Source organism: uncultured Umboniibacter sp. (assembly GCF_947497555.1).
Classification (GTDB): domain Bacteria; phylum Pseudomonadota; class Gammaproteobacteria; order Pseudomonadales; family DSM-25080; genus Umboniibacter.
In genome coordinates, this window is the sequence record NZ_CANMGY010000002.1 from 197,602 (window position 1) to 214,073 (window position 16,472).

Sequence of the window (16,472 nt, forward strand, 5' to 3'; positions counted from 1 at the left end):
CTTAAAAGGGCATTTTAAAACCGTCAGGAAGTGGCATACCACCCGTCAACGATTTCATCGCTTCTTGGTTAGCCGCTTCAACTCGTCTCACCGCATCGTTAACTGCCGCGGCGAGTAGATCTTCCAACAGCTCTTTATCTTCGCTGAGTAACGACGGATCAATTTCTACGTCGCTAACATCGTGACGGCCTGTCATCGTTACCTTAACCATCCCTGCGCCGGCCTCGCCTGTGACCTTAGCCTTAGCAGCTTGCTCTTGCATGTCTGCCATTTTCTTTTGCATTTCTTTGGCCTGTTTCATCAGGCCGCTCATATCACCGAAACTCATTTAATACTCCTCTGGCGCAAGTGACACAACAGTGTGTGGCAAAACCTTCGCACCGATCTCTTGATTCAAAAACTGTATGACTGGATCACTATTCAGCTGGGCAATAGCCCGTTCTCTGCGCCGAGTATCAATTTCTAACCGACGCAACGACGCAGTGAGTACTCCTGGGTCACCTTCTGCAATATTAAGTATTACCGCTTCACCGAGAGCCACTGAAAATGCCTCGGTAAGTTGTTCCTGTTGTCGCGCTTTAAGAAGCATCGACTGCGCGCTATCCATAACTAAGTTTAGCTGATTACCCTCAATACTCTGGAGCGACATCTGATGAAGCGCGCTTCCTGCTGGCCCTGTCATTCTTAATCGTAATGCAAACTCGGGAAAACGCTCCTGAGTCAGCGAACTCAAACTATGCAACGGCGAAGACTCATTAGTAGTTAAGACCGATTCGCTTTGGTCATCGACCTGACTAACGGGATGAGTTGACGATGCGGAAGCAACCGGAGCGGTAGACGACACCGAATCATCTTTTCCAGCGTTCATCGACGCTAAATTATCAACTTCGGCTCCGCTATTAAAGGTTGCAACAGTAGGTTCTGGCGGCGTCTCGATATCACCTTCTTCGTTGACGTCAGCCGGTGTTGAATTCGTCAACGCTCTAGACTCGCTAGTGCTTCCTGTTAGCGGTGTTGAAGCTTCGCGAATCCCCTGGGCGGAGTGCATGGCTCGCGAAGGAGAAGAATCGGTATCCCACGGTGGCGGTTCCATCACTGTTGATGGATCGGGCTCGGTCACCGCAGACGGCATCAATTCGCTTGAAGTCACTAATTCTTGAGCCGAGCGTGTCGACTCGCTTTGCGCTGCTTCGGATGAGTCAGTAGCGCCTGTCGTGTTTTCGACCTCAGCTTTCGCCCCAGTCGATGCTACGTCATCCGACTGGGGTAGCGTCTTTTTTGGCGGCGGCGCCGTCTCTGCGTCGGGAGCATGCTCAATATCGATCACCCCCTGCGGTCGGAAGGCCAGCATTCTAAGTAGTACCATTTCGAAGCCGACCATCTCATCCGGAGAGCGCTTCAATTCAGCTAATGATTGCACCCCAATCTGATAAAAAAGCTGGACATTTTCCGCAGTAACTCGCTTCGCGAGCTCGCCCAGTGCCTTAGCGTCCATGGCGACCGGAATTGGATAATCTGGCACTACTTGAAGCATTGCTAGTTTATGAAGCGCAAGGCTTAAATCACTGAGTAGCCGAGAAAAATCAGGAGCCTGCTCTGCTAGCTGCGCAACAAAAGTCATTAGTGCTTTGCGCTCACCATCAATCAGCAATTCCAACAACTGCTGGACCACACCGCGATCGATCGTACCAAGCATCGTATTGACGTCGGCACTTTGCACGCTACCATCACCGAAAGCAATCGCTTGATCAGTGAGTGAGAGTGCATCGCGCATGCTCCCATCTGCCGCTTGAGCAATGGACCAAAGTGCCTCGTCTTCAAAACCTAACGCTTCACTAGCTAGCACCGTTTGCAAATGACTCACGATACGCTCGGGAGTCATATTCTTCAGTGATAACTGCAGACAGCGTGATAACACGGTAATCGGTAACTTTTGGGGATCCGTAGTCGCCAGTAGAAATTTCACATGCGGCGGTGGTTCTTCAAGCGTTTTCAACAGTGCGTTGAAACTGTGATTCGACAGCATGTGTACCTCATCAATTAGGTACACCTTAAAACGGCCTGCTGTGGGCGCATATTGGATATTGTCGAGGAGTTCACGCGTGTCCTCTACCTTTGTTCGACTCGCCGCATCGACTTCAATTAAATCAATGAAACGACCCGCCGCAATATCTAGGCAGGCATTACATTCACCACAGGGTTTAGAACTCACGCCTTGCTCACAGTTAAGGCACTTGGCCAGAATACGAGCAATCGTTGTCTTACCAACACCACGCGTTCCAGTAAACAAATAGGCATGGTGAAGTCGATTGTTGTCGAGCGCATTAATTAACGCCCGCAATACATGCTCCTGCCCCACGGTTTCATGGAAATTAGCTGGGCGGTATTTTCGCGCGAGAACTTGGTATGACATGGGCCTTCCTGAACGAACTGACGAATCAATCCATTATAACCACCAAAAGGGTAGTCTGAATACCGATGAATCCGATTGAGGGAGTTATTTTTTGCCGACAGGCGAAAGAAAATTGGGTGGCCCTATCAGCCGCATCCCGGCACATGAGGTCACTGCTACCGTTGCTCCCTTCCGGGCCTGGCGGGGTTTACAGTTGCTCATTGCGAGAGGACCGATAGGACCATAACAAGGGCGCCATTATACGAGAAATTCCCATTGCTTCAATAGCTTAGAACAATTAATTTAGATTCATGAGTCAGGAGAGCTACTAATGATCAAAAGTCGTCCATTTATAACTCGTTCAGAGGTCCCAACTAACACTCGCTTCATTGATTGCCGCTTTGAGCTGCAGTCAAAGGACGATGCCGCCGGCCACAGTGCCTTTCTAGCTGGCCATATCCCGGGCGCCGTATACGCCCACCTCAACGATGACTTATCGGGCCCAATTATGACCAATCAAGAGGGCCGTCATCCCATGGGACGACATCCGCTACCACCTGTTAGTACTTGGTGGGCAACACTCAGCCACTGGGGCATTAACACGAATGATGTGATTGTGTGCTACGACGACCATAACGCCGCGTTTGCAGCAAGGGCCTGCTGGATGCTTCGACAGTCGGGTTACGAGGCTTACGTATTAAACGGTGGGTTTTCAGCATGGCAAGCGGCGGGCGGGGCAATCGCTACCGAAGCGTTAGAGTATGACACGTCAGATATTCCCCAGCCACAGCCGTTCAAGACCATCAATTTCAAACAGCTAGATACCGCTGGGATGCTTATCGACGCGCGAGCCAATGAGCGTTACCTTGGGAAAATCGAGCCGCTAGACCCTATCGCCGGTCATATTCCCGGTGCCATGAACCAACCCTTCACCGATAATTTTGACAGCGGGTACCTGAAATCCGAGGAGCAACTCAGGTTGATATGGGAACCTCTCGTTAGCAAGAATAAGCAGCGAACTCACTACTGCGGCTCAGGCGTTACCGCCTGCGTAAATTTGCTGGTATTGGCACAACTCGGTTATGACGACGATTCGCTTTATGCTGGAAGTTGGTCCGATTGGTGTAGTCACCAGCCTCTCCATTACGAAGCCTAATCGCTTTACTCGAGGCGCGTGAAACATGATTGAGTACTGCCTGAATGATGGCTGACTGAGAGTTGATTGACGGTTCAGAGATGATTCAGCATGGCTACTTAAACGACTGACGTTATCCTATCAAATATGGCAACGGCGTCATCTCGACGCCGTCTCGCGCTCCAAAGTATTTGCGAGATCGAGCACATACCGAACCCTCTCTGCGACCGACAGTGGGGGAATCCGATGAATGGTATAGCCGTTCTTAAGGTAAACTGCCTGAAGCAGCTCAACCAGCTTAGCCGCCTCTTCGATTGAATCATTGCGACCTGATTCTTGGCGCAAGTCTAAGTCATCAAGATTCAATGGTTCGATGAAAAAAATGTGATCGTAGTGATGAGCCGCTAGCTGGACCTTAAAGCTGTCTGGGGCATGGGTCTTGAACATTTCAAGGTAAGCCAATCCGTCCAAGGTTCCTCGGTCTAAAAAGCTGCGTCGGCTAGGATCCAGTATGGCTTCAAGCTCCGTCTGATGACGATAGATTCGCTGCTGAAAACCCAGTGGATCGCCACGACGCCACTCATCCTGCTCGCTAAGACCCATTTCTTTGACTAACGCCTGAATCACATCAATAGCGGCTTCAGGAACTGTCTGTTCACCTAAGCCACCAAGTGCTTTAATCAACGTTGTTTTGCCGCTACCCGGTGCACCGGTTAAGACAATCTTCATGGCAACACGTTATCCTTAAGTTGTTTCACTAAAAATAATATCTTCGACTGAACATTTAAGCCCCCTCGCGATCGCTCTGCGATTGGCTTCCGAGGCCAAACGACGACCGGTTTCTATCATTTCATAGTAGCTAGGGCTAATACCCGCCTCTCTGGCAAGCACCGAAACACTTAAACCCTTCGACTCACGAATGGCTCGTAAGGTCTCAGCGCTGATCGCTGGCTTCACTGCCTCGCTCTCTGTCGGGTGCTTTTGCTCACTAATCCCAGCAAGCTGCAGCAGTTGTTGATAATCTTCCCAGTTTAACACCGCAAATGCAGGTTGATCTGCGTTTTTAATAACTTGAACTTGATGCTTCATTACTTCATCCAATGACTGAGTAGTGCAATAACCAGTGACAACATAATTAGCGGATATAGAAATGGCCGTATCTTCGCTACAAATTTTTCGCTTGGTGGTTTCGTGCCCTTAGCGATAGTGACAAACAGTGCCAATGATGCGAACAGAACAACCAAAATAATCAATAAATTCATGGGGTACTCTCCTTGGAGATGAGTATACTTACAGAATCAACTATTGATGGATTGATTATGCCTGCAATTATTATCATCGTTTTCTTAGCCGTTACGGGCTACTTGCTTCGTTCTAGTTTCTCTAAGCAACCTATTGAACAACGGACGCGCTGGTTAACCGTCCGAATTCTTTGGGCGTTAGTGGGCCTTTGCGCTATTGCTGCGGCTACCGGTCGCCTTCACGTAATGGGAGCACTTACCTCACCATTAATCCCAATCGTCTGGCAATTATATACACGCTTCAATCCAATTAATAAGTCGACTGAAAATACTACGCGTGGGAGTCAGACTTCATCTTCTAGTATGACCCGCCCCCAAGCACTAAAAATTTTGGGATTAACTGAAGGGGCAACGTCTGAAGAAATTAAGTCCGCTCACCGAGAGTTGATGGCCAAATATCATCCGGACCGCGGTGGTAATGAGTTTTTAGCCGCACAAATCAATGAAGCACGGGATCAACTTTTAGGCTAAATCCATTAACACTACTGGTCCTCTTCGTTGCTAAGCGTTGGGTCCTCAGATTTAGAATAACTCCACCGACGATTACTCCAAAGCCAGGTCTCAGGCTGAGCCATAATTGCCTCGCCACCGCGCTTAGCATACGCTTTTAAAATCTCGTTTTCGTCATTCTTAAAAGGTGGCTCTGCTAAGATCTCGAGGCGAATTTGATAGTGCCCTCGGGACACCCTTCGCGGCCAGCCATAGACCACAACGGCATCATTCTTCATTGCGAACAACTCGGCGCCTAGCGGAAAAGCGGTATCCTGACCTAGCATTTTCGCCCAGACTTTTTTGCGCTTTTTAAGAGGTGCCTGATCCGCAAGGAGGATTAGAAAAAACTGATCTTTGCGATAATGGAAAATCTGTACGGCCTTCTTGTGCGGCACTAGGGTTGAGCCGAAGCGCGCTCGAGTCTCACGAAAGTAGGTATCAAAAGCTTTATTGTGTAATGGTTTGTAAATAATTTCTAACGGTGGGTCTAGCGTTAGTGCGGCCGAATGTAACATCCATTCCCAATTACATTGATGTAGAGCCACCCCTACAATCGATTTACCCTCCGCCCAAAGATCATTGACAACTTCAGGGTTATCCCACTTCACACGGGCTAAAAAATCTTCGGCGCTAAGGTGAGGTGAACGGAGTATTTCCACAAACATATCACCAAGAAATTGATAATACTCTCGAAGAATTACTTCGCGCTCTTGTGCCGTTTTTTCCGGATAAACACGCGCAAGATTCTCTCGAGATACCTTAACGCGATACTTAAAGACTCGGTACAGCAAAAAGCTGAGTAGCGGCGATAACGAACGATAGGAAACAGCTAAGGGAATATAGCTGAGCAACTTTACGATGAATACGCCCATTCGAGCTCCTTAAATTGGACAAACCACACCAGTACCACCTATCCCACAGTAACCCGCTGGGTTTTTATGAAGATATTGCTGGTGATAATCTTCGGCGAAGTAGAACGGCACCTGAACGGCGATTTCGGTAGCAATAGCTCCGAGGCCTTTCTCATTAAGCGCCTGTTGGTATGTTGCTTTGGTACTATTAGCCAGTACCGCGTCAGCATCATCTTCCACATAGATTGCCGAGCGATATTGGGTGCCGACATCGTTACCCTGTCGCATCGCCTGAGTAGGATCATGCTTCTCCCAGAATAACGCCAGAAGTGACTCAAGAGAGGTCTGCTGGGGGTCAAAAATAACCTTCACCAACTCAGTATGACCAGTATGACTTGTACACACTTCATCATAGGTGGGGTTGGGCGTAAAACCACCACCGTAGCCTACTGCTGTACTGATAACTCCGGGCTGCTGCCAAAAAACGCGCTCAGCACCCCAGAAGCAACCCATACCAAGATAAACAACCTTTGCGCCATCGGGGGCTTCCAACATTGAGCTACCCAATACGGCATTGGTTGGATTGATGCTAATCGCTTCGCTTCGACCGCTAAGTGCTTCATCTGCACTAATCATTACTGTAGAACGCATTTTTTGCCTCTAATCAATATCTAGAATATAACCGCGTGATGCCGACTGGCTAACATGCCAAGGATATACCGCAGCATCATACTCAGTTTGGCACCACCTCGCCAGTTCGTAAAATGGCGGACGACCCGGATCCGCAAAAATGACTCGGCTCACCTCGGCCTCTTCACAGCGCAGGAGTATCTCGGATAGCACTTCGGGCATGTGATCCCAAAAGCAAACATCCGCGGCAATCACGAGATCAAAATTCGCCAGCTGCTCTACCGTCAACGCACTAAAATCCATGGTCACCGTATCGAACTGAGTCTCGTTTAAGCTTGCAACAAGCTCACTATAACCCACCACATCCGGATCAAGATCTAGGGCCACTACTTGTGCGCGAAAGGTCTTTGCTAAATAGGCCGACAACACACCCCACCCTGCACCAAGTTCCAGAATACGCAAATCGCTGTGGATTGGATTCGCCTGAAGAAAATCAATGAGGACTTGAGTGGACGTCCACACCTTATTGCCGTGGGCTGAGCGCGCCTTAGTCTTTCGCTTCAGACGTCGAACAGCAGGGTGTGTCGATCGAGGCGCTTTGATATTTGGCGCAGAAGGTATGTTGAAGAAGTGATCTTTCATGGGAAGAGTGTAGCGAAGATATGCAGGGAAAAATAGCGTTGCCACGACGCTAGCGACGTAATCACTTCAATTTTTGGCCGGCGAAAAAAAACGGCGCCCTTTAAAAGGAACGCCGTTAGCTTAATTTGACATCAACGGAAGCATTACAAGCCGCCTGGCCCACAGTCCTCAGCGAAGTAACTCAACATACGCGTGTAGAACCTCTTCTGATGATCAAACGTCAGCGTATCAGAAAAGTGATCGGCGCCGTCTAGCTCCATGTATTCATAGGGAATCGCATGCTCATCCAATGCGGCTAAGTAACGCGTAGCGTGCTCTAAAGGCACTCGCTGATCCACACTGCCATGGACAATAAACAGGGGGATATTAACCTTAGCGGCCACCTCAACAGGTGAGATACTGTCGCGATAAAAACGCTCCTGCTCGATGCGGTCGGAACCCGATATCCTGCTCACATAGTAATTGAGCTGCAGATCGTTATCCGCTACGGCCGCACCAGCAATGGCACACTGATAGATCTGATCTTCGCGAGAAGCTGCGACCAACGCCGCATAGCCACCGTATGACCAGCCAAACATTGCCATGCGATCCGGATCAACCAAGCCCTGTTCCACTAGATACAGCGCGCCGTCATCCTTATCATCCTGCATTTCATAGCCGCCTTGACCACCATTGATGAAAGCAGATTGATAATGCTCCGCACCGTAGTTCATCGAACCGCGGTACTGAGGCTGCAGCACCATGTAGCCGCTATTAGCAAGCAGCTGCGCCCAGCGATCGAATATCACCGTTTCGGCAACAAACGGACCGCCGTGAGGCATCACGACTAATGGGAATGGACCCTCACCGTTGGGTACCGTAATAAAGGCGGGAATAGTCCTACCGTCGCGCGCTTCATATTGGATATAACGAACATCAGCCAAGTTTTCCGCCCTAAGAAGCGGCTGCTCCTCGCCCACAATACTTAACCGACCGTTGCGAATCAGGTAATAGGTACCCGGATCACGCGGCGACTGATTACGCACAACGATGGTTGCACCATCGCGACTGCGAGACTCGATACGAACATAACCTGAGTTAGGGATGACGCTCTTGAGTTGGTTATAGAGCGCTTCCTCTTCACCGTCGAAAAAGGCAAAACCAAACTCATCTTTGTAGTAAGCGATCGCGGAAATCGAGTCTGGATTACTCCAATTATTCGAGTGCCCCCGAACGCCCCAGATATCAATATCATTGCGCGCGTAAATAAGCTCACCAAATTGCTTGGTTTGGGTATTGAACTCCCACAACCCCATTTTATCGCGGCCGTTTTCGGCTAGCACAAACCATAGGTGTGGTGCTGCTTCGTCGAAACCTGTGACGCGGAATGATTCAAAATTATCAATACTTAGGCGATAAACCTCTTCCCAGTCGTCATTAACTCGTGTAAGGAAAATTCTCTCCTCATTCAACCCATCGTAACTTTCTGCACTCCAGGGTTCCCCGTCTCCGGTAAAGCGAAATCTACCCAAACTGTTGTTACCACGAAGTACAAGACGCTTAGTGCCGCGACGCAGGTTATATTCGTAGATAGATTGCGCCCGGAAGGCACCACCGGATCTACTAGCACTATCTTCGGGAAAAAATCCGAATAAAATAGAATCCTCTTTCTGGGGAAGCGAGTTAACAATTTGAGCGCCAGGCTCATCGATCTTCTCTAAACGCTCGGTCTCAATATCAAGCCTGGCGACCGATCTTTCAAACACGCCACGGTTAAAACCGTTAATATCATCGCGAACTTTCTGCCTCAAACCAATGACCATATTGGTGTTAGTAATCCAGAAAAAGTTTTCAATCTCCATTGGGTCTGAATTTACTCGAAACGGCTCGGCATCGAGGTTACTTGTCTCGAACACTTCAATAATGGGATTACCGTCACGAGATGGGGTTCTTAGCAACGCCAAATGCTGTCCGTCTGGGGATAGACTCACGTTACTAACGTTAGAACGAAGTGACCAGTATTCGGGAGGATATACCTCATTAGCAAATACTGAGAGTGAAGCAGCCAGCATTAACCCAGCGGCTGTTATTTTTAGTATCTTCATATAATAGACCTCAAAAAAAAAGCCTCCCTCACGAAATGAGAGAGGCTTTCAATTTAGCTCAGTGATTAGAACTGCGCATCAAGCGAGAGGTAGAAGGTTCGACCCTGTAGATCGTAACCCGCACCAATCGGAGTGTTATTGACAGCAAGTACTTCGTTGCTATCAACTCTTGGAGGCGCGGTATTGAACGCATTGCGCAAACCTAAGGTCACACCAAATGCTTCAGGAGCATACGAGACAGAGAAACTGTGAATCATATACTCGTCAGCAAAGCCGACGTCACGACAATCCGTTCCGCCATTCGCTACACCAAGACAAGAGTCAGAGAAGAACCCAGTGCCGTTGGTATCATAAATATCAGAATATGGATCAATCCCTCTTGCATCCTGCTCAACAGAGCCAATGAATCGAACACCCCAATTGAAGTAGATGTCCTCATAGTTAGCTGAGAACGTCGCGTTAGCTGTCCATTCCGCGTAACCGAATTCACCTTGGTAGGATTCTGAATCAACGTTACCGCTGTCATCTTCAAACTCTAACGTTGATTCTAGTAGGCGGTTCGCATTTAGACGCACACCTAAACGAATAGGTAGGTCCGCTAAACTAACGTCTTGACCGTAAGCAAAATCAAAATCCATTCCTCGAGTTAATTCGAGGTCACGATTAATGAAGCCGGCAGTGACTAGCTCAATAGTATTGTCATCGCCACGCGCAATACTTCCACAGAATGTGCTCGGCTGACCAATATCAGCAAAGTAACAGTCGTTAATGAGATACTGTGCAGATGGTTCAACAATTGAGTTTGTTACTTCGATCTCGTAGTAACTCGCTGAGAAGCTCATATCAAAGTCGTTCCACCATGGCTGGTCAAACGAGAAACCATAGCTAAGTGACGTCGATGTTTCTTCCTCTAGATCTAAGCGGCCGCCCGTTGCGATCTCAACACTATATGAATTGAAGCCATTCAAATCTAAAGCCGCTGGATCAGTTGGGTCGACACCATTTGCTACACAGTTACTCAAAAGCTCAGGTGAACGAGTATCCAATGATGGATCATATGACACTGGAGCCGTTGGGTCGTTAGGATCACTCACTAGCGCATCACCCGGGATACCACACGGATCGGATACGGTATTGAAACCGGTCTGATCTCTTAAGAACAATTCACGCAAGTTTGGTGCACGGTAAGATGTACCGTACGTAGCACGAAGCAATAGCGAATCTACCGGACGATAACCAACTTTTGCACCACCTGTCCAAGCACCACCATAGAACTCGTCTTTGGTGTAGCGAGTCGATAGATCAACATTTAGCTCAGTAGCCAATGGAAGGTTCGCCAAAACAGGTATTGACACTTCACCGAAAAATTCAGTTGTTGTCTTATTACCCGAGGCTCCGCCATCAGAGAAGTAACCGAAGAACAAACCGTTAGCTGCTACTTCATCTGGATTAGACTCAATTTCATCATAGCGGTATTCAGCACCCACTGCCGCACTGACGGTGCCAGCTGGCAAATCAATTACGTCACCCGTTACGAAGGCAGTTAAGATATTTTGTTTGTAAGTTGTGTCGAAATCTCGACTATCAAACAAATAGTTGCGCTCTGCGGCCGTTGCAAAATCACCAATTACATTTTCATAAAGGGAAGGTGCAAACATATTGATTGGCACACAACCGTCAGTGCCGTCCGGAATACCGTCTCCGTTGTTATCCACGCCACAAATAAAGTTGCCTGGATTCGATGGATCTTCAATAGTGGTCGCTAGAGATAGCTCTAAACGATCTCCTCGGATACCATAGCGATGCGACTCACCTTCCGAGACAGACGCCGAAGCAGCAATATCGAATGACCAATCATTGAATGAGCCAAAGTTTATAAATGGCAGGTCACCTTTCACGCCGAATACAGCACGAGTTTGCGCTACCGAAACATCGCTAGTTGTACGATCTCCCTGAACGGAAACGATAGGAATCGTTGACGCAGGTCCCAAATAGCCGAATGCACCTGGAGGCGCACCATAAAGCGGTGTTAATGCATCAAGACAATCTACACCATTAACGCCATTTGGATTACATAAGTTGTAAGGATTATTGGCAGGAACAGTTGGGAACAACTGGAACGCACCAGAATCGGTGTAGGTCTCACGCTTCGAATAAAGCACTTCAAAGAACGGCGTAATATTCATCTCGCCATCGAAGGTGTATTCACCCGATGCCATGAATGAGACTCGCTCAACCTCCGGATAAAGGTGAGCGAAGCCCTCTTTACCGTTAATGGTGTAATCCTTGAAGTTGACGTCGGTTTTACCGTCGCCGTCGCCATCTACACCCGCACCTCGGAATGTTGATTCAGAGAAGTCAGGCCATAGGCCGTTGCTGTATCCTGGGGTGTAGTAGATTGATCCTTGGTAAGGCACACTCACACGACCTGCCAGTGATGCAGTCTTACAGTTATCAACCTCCATACCATAGACTTCACTATAAAATAGGTCATCGGAGTAATAATTACCGTCCAAGCCAATTTCGTAGTTCTTATCACAGGTAGCAGTCCAAGTACGATCGTCTCGCGTAACAGGCTCTGACTGTTGATATTCTACACCCGCGTTGACAAAGCCACGATCGGTTGCGTGACCCCACGCCAAGTTCAACGTATTAGTTTCACCGCCACCTTGGGTTGGTAATTCGGTGTCAAACTGCACTTCAAACCCATCAAAGTCCTTACGCGTAATGATGTTTGCTACACCAGCAACCGCGTCTGAACCGTATACCGACGATGCACCATCAAGCAACAATTCATATCGTTCAACCATTCCAGAAGGAATGAGCCCTAAATCGAAAGAGTTAGGTGCGCCTTCTACACCTGCTGGCGCAAGGCGACGGCCGTTCATTACTGCCAGACTACGAGCGCTACCAAGACCACGTAGATTAAGTGTTGAAGCGCCAGGGCCATTATCTAGTACGAAGCCGCTAAACGTCAGATCGATCTGCGTACCTTGTGATGCAGTACTTGTCTGAAGGATATCCGCTGCAGAGAAGTTACCAAGGCTACGCTCAACATCTGCGTCAATCACTTGGATCGGAGAGATTGAGCTAAACGCGTCGCGACGGAGGCGTGAGCCTGTCACAACAACTTCTTCGGTCTGCTGTTCTTCAACAACTTCTTCGACCTGCTGTTCTTCAACAATTTCAGCCGACTCAACGGTTTCTGAATTTACATCTTCCTGGGCATAAGCAACGTTGGCAAACGTTGCAACAGACGCCATAGACACTGCAACTGCCAGTGGACGCGCCTTAAATAACGAAGAGATTGTCATGTTTCCCCCTAATCCCTAATATAACGATAGCTCGACACCAATCCCTAACAACTATGTTGTTGCATAGAAACCGGTGCGCAAGCAGCTAAGTTTTCGAAACGTTTATTGCTCTAATTATCGCTTCATATGTGAGATATCACTTACGTACATTAACTAACTTTTCAGGTAGTAACAAGTGATACTATTGCAATAATAATAATTGAATTAGGTTATTTATACCTAGGCTTCTTAGCTAGAATGGCCATCCTAAAAACCATCGATTCGGAGACGAAATTGGCGCAAGGACGATTAGAGTTAATCTATCTCGATGACGATCTAGTAGCGTTCAATAAACCATCAGGACTATTGGTTCATCGCTCTCCCATTGACCGTCACGAAACGGAGTTTGCCCTGCAAAAGGCTCGCGACTTAATTGGCCAGTATGTCTTCCCTGTTCATCGTTTAGATAAGCCTACGAGTGGCCTCTTAATCTTTGCACTTTCGCAGACAGCTGCCAAACATTTAGCCGAGCAATTCGCAGCGAACGCCATCGCGAAATCTTACGTTGCTGTGGTTCGCGGTTGGCCGAAGAGTCAATTTATCGATCACCCGCTCAAACTGACCTTAGATGACCGAAAGGGAAAGACTGACCGCGCCATTGATGCCCAGAGTGCGCAAACAGCGGTTCAAGTTACGGCTACAGCAGAACTACCCATAGTGTTTGATCGATACTCGGCTATTCGCCTTGCGCGAGTTGCGCTAAAACCCGAAACCGGCCGACGACATCAGCTAAGACGACATCTCAAGCACATCTCGCACCCTATCATTGGCGATCCTAAGTACGGTAAAGGAGCGCTCAATCGTCTGCTGGCGGATGAGCTTAATATCAACCGACTCATGCTACATTGTGCTAGCATGAGTTTTGGTCATCCAACCACCAATCAGCAGATTACCCTTCGCGCCCAAGAACCGAGTGTTTTTGAACAGCTGGCAACTCAACTTCCTTGGAAAGCAGTGGACTTATGAATCGCACCAACGTCAGCACCTCAGGACACGCCAGGCTACTCGACCTTGCACTTCTACTCTTCATTAGCGTCGCGCTGACAATGACACTATCCATGGTTGATTCCGGCCTCCCCTCCAATCAAGTTGCTACGCCAGTGACTTGCGAAGCCTTCGCGACGGACAACGCGCTATCTCGGAAAATCCAGTTGGTTAACTGGAATATCGCCAAGGCATCGTTAGCCGAGGCGCACAATTCGCTTGAGGAGATAGAATTCAATTTGCTGGCTCTTCAGGAAACCCCTGCTGACGATTCACTGCTCTTTAGCCCTGGTCACACGGGGCTAAATACTACTGGCGTTGCGCTGGGCAGCGAAGTAAGTCCATCAAAGATCTGTCGTTGGCAAAGCCTGGAGCCTATTATGCTGACTCCTAAAGCGGCCATTGCAGTTACCTTTCCGATTACTGGGACCAGTAAAGAGTTACTGGTAATTAACCTTCATGGCGTCAATTTCAGTTGGCTGCTAGGAACCTGGAAAGCACAACTACGCACGGCAGCTTCTTTGGCAAAGAGCCACAACGGCCCAATCGTCTTTGTTGGTGATCTAAATACCTGGCGCTATGAGCGCGCTCGCTTTAGCCAAGAGATCGCTACCGAACTCGGCTTGCAAATCCCTAATTATCACAGTGATCACCGTACGGCTCCCTTTGGCTACCCTCTGGATTGGTTGCTGTCTCGGGGTATTAAGTGGGAGCATGTGGAGGCTCCGCGGAGGGAATTAAGTGACCACAACCCCATCATCGCGACGGGCTACCTACTGATTACTGAGAACGCTGAGAACGCTGAGAACGCTGAGAACGCTGAGTAAGCTACTTTTCAGTTAACATCTCGGCAACGGGACAAATAATACCTGTCGAGCGCTAGCTCATTATACCAATGAGTACTTCCTTAAACACAAAACCGGCCACTCCGAAGCCAAGCACCAAAAAGATGATGGCCCCACCAAACTTACCAGCCTTAGATTCTTTGGTTAGCTTGTACATGATATAACCCATATATAATATCAGCCCAGTGACCAGTATTTTCGTTGCCCAGTCTGCAAATTCGGCTTCGCTCATCGCGCTCTCCGTTAAGTTATGAGCTGCATTATAGGTGACCAGCGACTGGCCGACTACCTCAATCACAAACCTCGATACCCAAGGTGAATAGTTACGTAGTAATTGCTTCTTCAACTAGGCTAGGGAATATTTACAGTTGTTATAACACGCGTAGAGAACTGCTAATATTGCGCAAATTTTCAATATAGACGCCCTCTGAGGCCTAGGTACTAAACATGCTCGAGAAGCTATTTAAGATTACTGAACATCAGTCATCCGTAAAGACAGAGGTCATTGCTGGCTTAACCACCTTCCTAACAATGGCCTATGTGCTGTTCGCCACCCCAGGCATGATGGCCGCAGCAGGCATGCCTGCTGACGCGGTTTTCATTGCTACCGCTCTTGCCGCAGCTTTAGGTTGTTTACTAATGGGTCTTTGGGCTAACTTCCCTGCTGCCTTGGCACCAGGAATGGGTCTCAACGCCTTTTTCGCGTTTGCTGTGGTGGGCGGTATGGGCTACACCTGGCAGGAAGCACTGGGTGCGGTGTTTGTATCCGGTATCATCTTCTTCCTACTTTCGGCCTTTAAGATTCGTGAGTGGATCATTACTTCTATCCCGAAGAACCTTCGCCACGGTATCACCGTTGGTATTGGTTTATTCCTAACCATCATTGCGTTCAAGCAAGCAGAAGTTGTGGTTGCAAGCCCAGCAACGCTGGTTGCACTGGGTGACTTTACTAAGGCTGGTCCAATTCTTGCCTCGGTTGGTTTTCTAGCAATCATTGCTATGGAGTCCCGCAAAGTTACCGGTAGCGTACTTTGGGGTATTCTAGGTGTTGCGATTGTTGCCTACGCACTTGGCCTCACCGGTGGCGCGCCAGTTGACGCTGCAGCTGAGTCACTCACGATGACTGAGTCACTCATGCAAATCGCCGGCGCGATGACCTTCGAGAATATCCTGACGTCGGGCATGCTAGCGGTTATCTTTGCCTTCGTCTTCGTTGACCTCTTCGACACCTCGGGCACACTCATGGCGACCGCCTCGCAAGCTGGTCTTGCCGATGAAAAAGGTAACTTCCCTGGAATGGGCAAAGCGATGATGGCTGACTCAACAGCTACTACCGTTGGCGCAGTGATCGGCGTACCTTCAGTGACCACTTATGTAGAGTCTGCCTCAGGTATTGCCGCTGGTGGTCGTACCGGCCTAACGGCAGTAGTTGCCGGCATCCTGTTCCTATTGGCCTTGCCGCTAGTGGGAATTATCGACTTTGTTCCAGCCTACGCCACGGCACCAGCACTGCTATTTGTTGGTGTATTGATGACTTCGGACATGAAGAACATTGACTGGCATGATCTGACTGAAGCGACACCAGCTTGGATTGCCGCGATCGGCATGCCGCTTTTCTTCTCGATCTCTCACGGAATTGGCATGGGCTTCCTAAGCTACACGCTAATCAAGCTCTTTAGTGGTCGTTACAAAGACCTTAACCCGGCTTTGGTTGTGGTATCAGTGGTTTATGTCTACGTTCTTGCTACTGGCGCTTTCTAAGC

General features: G+C 48.7%; 16 protein-coding genes and 1 other RNA gene. 5 read left to right on the forward strand and 12 right to left on the reverse strand.

The features are described from left to right. Window position 1: 1 nt before the first annotated feature. The 3 genes from Q0698_RS03730 to ffs all read right to left on the reverse strand — a co-directional run bounded on the left by Q0698_RS03730 (window position 2) and on the right by ffs (window position 2,630). Entirely contained in the window at window positions 2-328 is a 327-nt protein-coding gene (locus Q0698_RS03730; protein WP_298633857.1) for a YbaB/EbfC family nucleoid-associated protein, read from the reverse strand. After that, on the reverse strand, window positions 329-2,413 hold the full coding sequence (dnaX, locus tag Q0698_RS03735; RefSeq protein ID WP_298633859.1) for a DNA polymerase III subunit gamma/tau: 2,085 nt from the start codon (window positions 2,411-2,413) through the stop codon (window positions 329-331). A gap of 120 nt (window positions 2,414-2,533) precedes the next feature. Beyond that, an RNA gene (gene ffs / locus Q0698_RS03740) (signal recognition particle sRNA small type) lies at window positions 2,534-2,630 on the reverse strand. Window positions 2,631-2,723: 93 nt separating this feature from the next. Between ffs and Q0698_RS03745 the strand changes: the two genes are divergently transcribed. After that, window positions 2,724-3,548 carry a sulfurtransferase gene (locus tag Q0698_RS03745; protein ID WP_298633861.1) on the forward strand — a complete coding sequence of 275 codons (825 nt, stop codon included), beginning with the start codon at window positions 2,724-2,726 and terminating at the stop codon, window positions 3,546-3,548. A gap of 138 nt (window positions 3,549-3,686) precedes the next feature. On the opposite strand, the gene Q0698_RS03750 is transcribed toward Q0698_RS03745, so the two are convergent. The 3 genes from Q0698_RS03750 to Q0698_RS03760 are packed head-to-tail and all read right to left on the reverse strand — an operon-like array spanning window position 3,687 to window position 4,789. Further along, window positions 3,687-4,256 (reverse strand): ATP-binding protein, encoded by a 570-nt coding sequence (locus Q0698_RS03750; protein ID WP_298633862.1) that lies wholly within the window; start codon window positions 4,254-4,256, stop codon window positions 3,687-3,689. A gap of 15 nt (window positions 4,257-4,271) precedes the next feature. Beyond that, window positions 4,272-4,616 carry a helix-turn-helix transcriptional regulator gene (locus Q0698_RS03755; RefSeq protein ID WP_298633864.1) on the reverse strand — a complete coding sequence of 115 codons (345 nt, stop codon included), beginning with the start codon at window positions 4,614-4,616 and terminating at the stop codon, window positions 4,272-4,274. After that, window positions 4,616-4,789 carry a hypothetical protein gene (locus Q0698_RS03760; protein WP_298633866.1) on the reverse strand — a complete coding sequence of 58 codons (174 nt, stop codon included), beginning with the start codon at window positions 4,787-4,789 and terminating at the stop codon, window positions 4,616-4,618. Before Q0698_RS03760 ends, Q0698_RS03755 begins: the two co-directional genes overlap by 1 nt. A gap of 57 nt (window positions 4,790-4,846) precedes the next feature. Between Q0698_RS03760 and Q0698_RS03765 the strand changes: the two genes are divergently transcribed. After that, window positions 4,847-5,299 (forward strand): DnaJ domain-containing protein, encoded by a 453-nt coding sequence (locus Q0698_RS03765; protein WP_298633879.1) that lies wholly within the window; start codon window positions 4,847-4,849, stop codon window positions 5,297-5,299. Between the two features lie 11 nt (window positions 5,300-5,310). On the opposite strand, the gene Q0698_RS03770 is transcribed toward Q0698_RS03765, so the two are convergent. From Q0698_RS03770 to Q0698_RS03790, 5 genes are all read right to left on the reverse strand, one after another. Next, window positions 5,311-6,192 (reverse strand): lysophospholipid acyltransferase family protein, encoded by an 882-nt coding sequence (locus Q0698_RS03770; RefSeq protein WP_298633881.1) that lies wholly within the window; start codon window positions 6,190-6,192, stop codon window positions 5,311-5,313. A gap of 9 nt (window positions 6,193-6,201) precedes the next feature. Further along, entirely contained in the window at window positions 6,202-6,822 is a 621-nt protein-coding gene (msrA, locus tag Q0698_RS03775) for a peptide-methionine (S)-S-oxide reductase MsrA (protein ID WP_298633883.1), read from the reverse strand. A 9-nt stretch (window positions 6,823-6,831) separates the two neighbouring features. Then, window positions 6,832-7,488 (reverse strand): class I SAM-dependent methyltransferase, encoded by a 657-nt coding sequence (locus tag Q0698_RS03780; protein WP_298633885.1) that lies wholly within the window; start codon window positions 7,486-7,488, stop codon window positions 6,832-6,834. A 98-nt stretch (window positions 7,489-7,586) separates the two neighbouring features. Further along, a complete protein-coding gene (locus tag Q0698_RS03785) occupies window positions 7,587-9,527 on the reverse strand; it encodes a prolyl oligopeptidase family serine peptidase (protein ID WP_298633887.1) in 1,941 nt (646 codons plus the stop codon). 65 nt (window positions 9,528-9,592) lie between these two features. Next, window positions 9,593-12,841: a TonB-dependent receptor gene (locus Q0698_RS03790; RefSeq protein ID WP_298633889.1), complete on the reverse strand. Its 3,249-nt coding sequence runs from the start codon at window positions 12,839-12,841 to the stop codon at window positions 9,593-9,595. Window positions 12,842-13,078: 237 nt separating this feature from the next. Between Q0698_RS03790 and Q0698_RS03795 the strand changes: the two genes are divergently transcribed. Next, a complete protein-coding gene (locus Q0698_RS03795; RefSeq protein WP_298633891.1) occupies window positions 13,079-13,846 on the forward strand; it encodes a pseudouridine synthase in 768 nt (255 codons plus the stop codon). Next, window positions 13,843-14,691: an endonuclease/exonuclease/phosphatase family protein gene (locus Q0698_RS03800; protein WP_298633893.1), complete on the forward strand. Its 849-nt coding sequence runs from the start codon at window positions 13,843-13,845 to the stop codon at window positions 14,689-14,691. Before Q0698_RS03795 ends, Q0698_RS03800 begins: the two co-directional genes overlap by 4 nt. 52 nt (window positions 14,692-14,743) lie before the next feature. Here the strand turns inward: Q0698_RS03800 and Q0698_RS03805 are convergent, their stop codons facing one another. Beyond that, a complete protein-coding gene (locus Q0698_RS03805) occupies window positions 14,744-15,007 on the reverse strand; it encodes a DUF2788 domain-containing protein (RefSeq protein WP_298633895.1) in 264 nt (87 codons plus the stop codon). 149 nt (window positions 15,008-15,156) lie between these two features. Between Q0698_RS03805 and Q0698_RS03810 the strand changes: the two genes are divergently transcribed. Beyond that, the gene (locus Q0698_RS03810) at window positions 15,157-16,470 is read left to right on the forward strand and encodes an NCS2 family permease (protein ID WP_298633897.1); all 1,314 of its coding nucleotides are present in this window, start codon (window positions 15,157-15,159) and stop codon (window positions 16,468-16,470) included. The last annotated feature ends 2 nt before the right edge of the window (window positions 16,471-16,472 follow it).